The sequence below is a fragment of the uncultured Ralstonia sp. genome (assembly GCA_913056305.1).
In the GTDB taxonomy this organism is placed as follows: Bacteria; Pseudomonadota; Gammaproteobacteria; order Burkholderiales; family Burkholderiaceae; genus Ralstonia.
Map to the genome: position 1 here is coordinate 1 of CAJXMR010000336.1, position 3,377 is coordinate 3,377.

The following is a 3,377-nucleotide window of genomic DNA, read 5'->3' on the forward strand; positions in this document are numbered from 1 at the left end:
CCTTGTGCATCAGGTGGGTGGCCGAGTGGTTGCGCATGGTGCGCGCGCGGCGCACGGCGTCCACTTCCGCAGCCACGGCATCGCCGACCTTCAGCACGCCGGTGCGCAGCTCGCCGTGGTGGCCGAACACTTCCGGCAGCACCTTGAGCGTATCGGCCACGTCAAACCAGACGGTGGCCGCCTTGAGCGTGCCCTGGTCGCCGACCTGGCCGCCGGACTCCGCATAGAACGGGGTGTGGTCCAGCACCACCACGCCGGTCTGGCCCGGCTGCATGGCCTCGACCGACACGCCGTCGACAAACAGCGCCGTCACGCGCGCGGTGTCGCGCACGAGCTGGTCGTAGCCGTGGAAGGTGGTCTTGTCGCCGGTGTAGTCGAGCGTGCCGGCGGCCAGCTTGAACTTGCCGGCGGCGCGTGCCTGCTCGCGCTGGCGGTTCATGGCGGCATCGAAGGCGGCTTCGTCGACGATCATGTCGTTCTCGCGGCAGACGTCTTGCGTCAGGTCCAGCGGGAAGCCGAAGGTGTCGTGCAGCTTGAAGGCGAGTTCGCCGTCGAGCATCTTGCTGCCCGAGGCCTTCAGCTCGCCCAGCGCACCGTCGAGAATCGACATGCCGTGCTCGATGGTCTCGAAGAAGCGCGCTTCTTCCGTGCGCAGCACGTCGATCACGCGGTCGCGCGCGTCGCGCAGTTCCGGATAGGCCTCGCCCATCTGCGTGACGAGGTCGTCCACCAGCTTGTGGAAGAACGCGGCGCGGCAGCCCAGCTTGTAGCCGTGGCGGATGGCGCGGCGGATGATCCGGCGCAGCACGTAGCCGCGGCCTTCGTTGCCCGGGATCACGCCGTCGACGATCAGGAACGAGCACGCGCGGATGTGGTCGGCAATCACGCGCAGCGAGTTGTTGGCCAGATCCGTCGTGTTGGTCTCGCGCGCAGCGGCGGCGATGAGGGCCTGGAACAGGTCGATCTCGTAGTTGCTGTGCACGTGCTGCAGGATCGCGGCCAGGCGCTCCATGCCCATGCCGGTATCCACGCAGGGTGCGGGCAGCGGGGTCAGCGTGTATTCACCGGTGGCCGGATCGAGCTGGCGGTCGAACTGCATGAACACGTTGTTCCAGATCTCGATGTAGCGGTCGCCGTCGGCTTCCGGCGAGCCCGGGGGGCCGCCCCAGATGTCCGGGCCGTGGTCGTAGAAGATCTCGGAGCACGGGCCGCACGGGCCGGTCTCGGCCATCTGCCAGAAGTTGTCGGAGGCGTACGGCGCGCCCTTGTTGTCGCCGATGCGCACCACGCGCTCGGGCGGCAGGCCAATGACCTTGGTCCAGATGTCGTAGGCCTCGTCATCGTTGTGATAGACCGTCGCCCACAGCTTCTCGGCCGGCAGCTTGTATTCCTGCGTCAGCAGCTCCCACGCCCACATGAGTGCGTCGCGCTTGAAGTAGTCGCCGAACGACCAGTTGCCGAGCATCTCGAAGAAGGTGTGGTGACGCGCGGTGTAGCCGACGTTCTCCAGATCATTGTGCTTGCCGCCGGCGCGCAGGCAGCGCTGCACGGAGGCCGCGCGCACGTACGGGCGCTTGTCGGTGCCGAGGAAGACGTCCTTGAACTGCACCATGCCGGAGTTGGTGAACAGCAGCGTCGGGTCATTGCCCGGCACCAGCGGCGAAGAGCGCACCACGGTGTGGCCCTTCGTCTCGAAGAACGTCAGGAATTTTTGGCGGATATCGGAGGCTTTCATGTCGCGGGGTGCCGGTGTCAGCATGGCGCCCGGGAGCCCGGGGCTCCTGAACGCTGTTGGATCAGTGCAAACCGTTAATTATACGAGGTTCGCACCGGATCAGCGCCCGTTCGTCGCATGGGGCTGGGGGGATGCGGGAGGGTGGTGTACAGTGCACGCGTTCCGATTGTGTCGATTCATCAATCCATGGGCGCTCTGAGCCATCTCCGTGTTCTTGACCTGACCCGCGTGCTCGCTGGCCCGTGGTGCGCGCAGAATCTCGCCGATTTCGGCGCCGACGTCATCAAGGTGGAGCGCCCCGGCGCCGGCGACGACACCCGCACCTGGGGCCCGCCCTGGCTGCAGGACGAGGCCGGCCAGGACACCTCGGAAGCCGCCTACTACCTGGCCGCCAACCGCAACAAGCGTTCGATCACCGTCGACATCAGCACGCCCGAAGGCCAGGACATCGTCCGCAAGCTCGCCGCGCACGCCGATGTGGTGCTCGAGAACTACAAGGTCGGCCAGCTCAAGAAATACGGGCTCGACTACGACTCGCTCAAGGCCATCAAGCCGGACCTGGTCTACTGCTCCATCACCGGCTTCGGCCAGACCGGCCCGTACGCCGCGCGCGCCGGCTACGATTTCATCGTGCAGGGCATGGGCGGCTTCATGAGCCTCACGGGCGAGCGCGACGACCTGCCCGGCGGCGGCCCGCAGAAGGCCGGCGTGGCCATCTCCGACCTGATGACGGGCATGTACGCCACCGTGGCCGTGCTGGCCGCCCTCGCCCACCGCGACCGCACCGGCGAGGGCCAATACATCGACATGGCGCTGCTCGACGTGCAGGTCGCCATGCTGGCCAACATGAACACCAACTACCTGGCCAGCGGCCAGGCGCCCAAGCGCTGGGGCAACGCGCACCCGAACATCGTGCCGTACCAGACCTTCCAGACCGCCGATGGCTGGATCATCGTCGCGGTCGGCAACGACGGGCAGTTCCGCCGCTTCGTGGAAGCCGGCGGCAGCCCCGAGCTGGCCGACGACCCGCGCTTCGCCACCAACCCGCAGCGCGTGGCCAACCGCGACGTGCTGGTGCCGATCCTGGCCGAGATGGTCAAGCGCTTCGGCAAGACCGAGTGGATCGACAAGCTCGAAGCCGCCGGCGTGCCGTGCGGTCCGATCAATTCGCTCGACGAGGTGTTCGACAACGAGCAGGTACAAGCGCGCGGCCTGCGCGTCGATCTGCCCCACCCGAGCGCCGGCACCGTCAAGCTGGTCGGCAGCCCGGTCAAGATGAGCGCCGCGCCGCCGAAGACAAGCGCGGCGGCCAGACCGAAGAGTCCGGCGAGGCTGCCCACCGAGAGGACGAGCGCAAGGCCCAAGGGGAGGTAAGCGGCGCTGGCGAAGCGCCAGGCGGAGCTCAAGCGAAAGCCCGCCCAGAGGATCACCGGCGCGAGACAGGCCACCGCCGATCCGTAGCCTTTGAGAAGCTGGGGCGCATTGACTTCGCTGAAGCCTTCGCCGCGCAACAACCCAAGGAGAGGCGAGAGGCCATGTATCCCGACGAGGCCGAGGACGGCGAAGAAGAGGCCCGCGCCGATCAGACTCTTCAAGGAGATCCGCAAGGCCGCCGGGGCATGGACGAGAAAGCCGTAAATCA

At 67.2% G+C, this 3,377-nt stretch carries 2 protein-coding genes; one reads left to right on the forward strand and one right to left on the reverse strand.

Annotated features, from left to right (window positions below; translation table 11 throughout):
* On the reverse strand, nt 1–1,735 hold a 1,735-nt coding region (gene alaS, locus QZ609_RS25580; RefSeq protein ID WP_295501034.1), incomplete at its 3' end, for an alanine--tRNA ligase.
* A 186-nt stretch (nt 1,736–1,921) separates the two neighbouring features.
* Between alaS and QZ609_RS25585 the strand changes: the two genes are divergently transcribed.
* On the forward strand, nt 1,922–3,109 hold the full coding sequence (locus tag QZ609_RS25585) for a CaiB/BaiF CoA-transferase family protein (RefSeq protein WP_295501039.1): 1,188 nt from the start codon (nt 1,922–1,924) through the stop codon (nt 3,107–3,109).
* Nucleotides 3,110–3,377: the final 268 nt, after the last annotated feature.

Bases quoted from the DNA above. Each gene is read 5' to 3' on its own strand.
- QZ609_RS25585 (WP_295501039.1), top strand. From the start codon at position 1,922: ATGGGCGCTCTGAGCCATCTCCGTGTTCTTGACCTGACCCGCGTGCTC.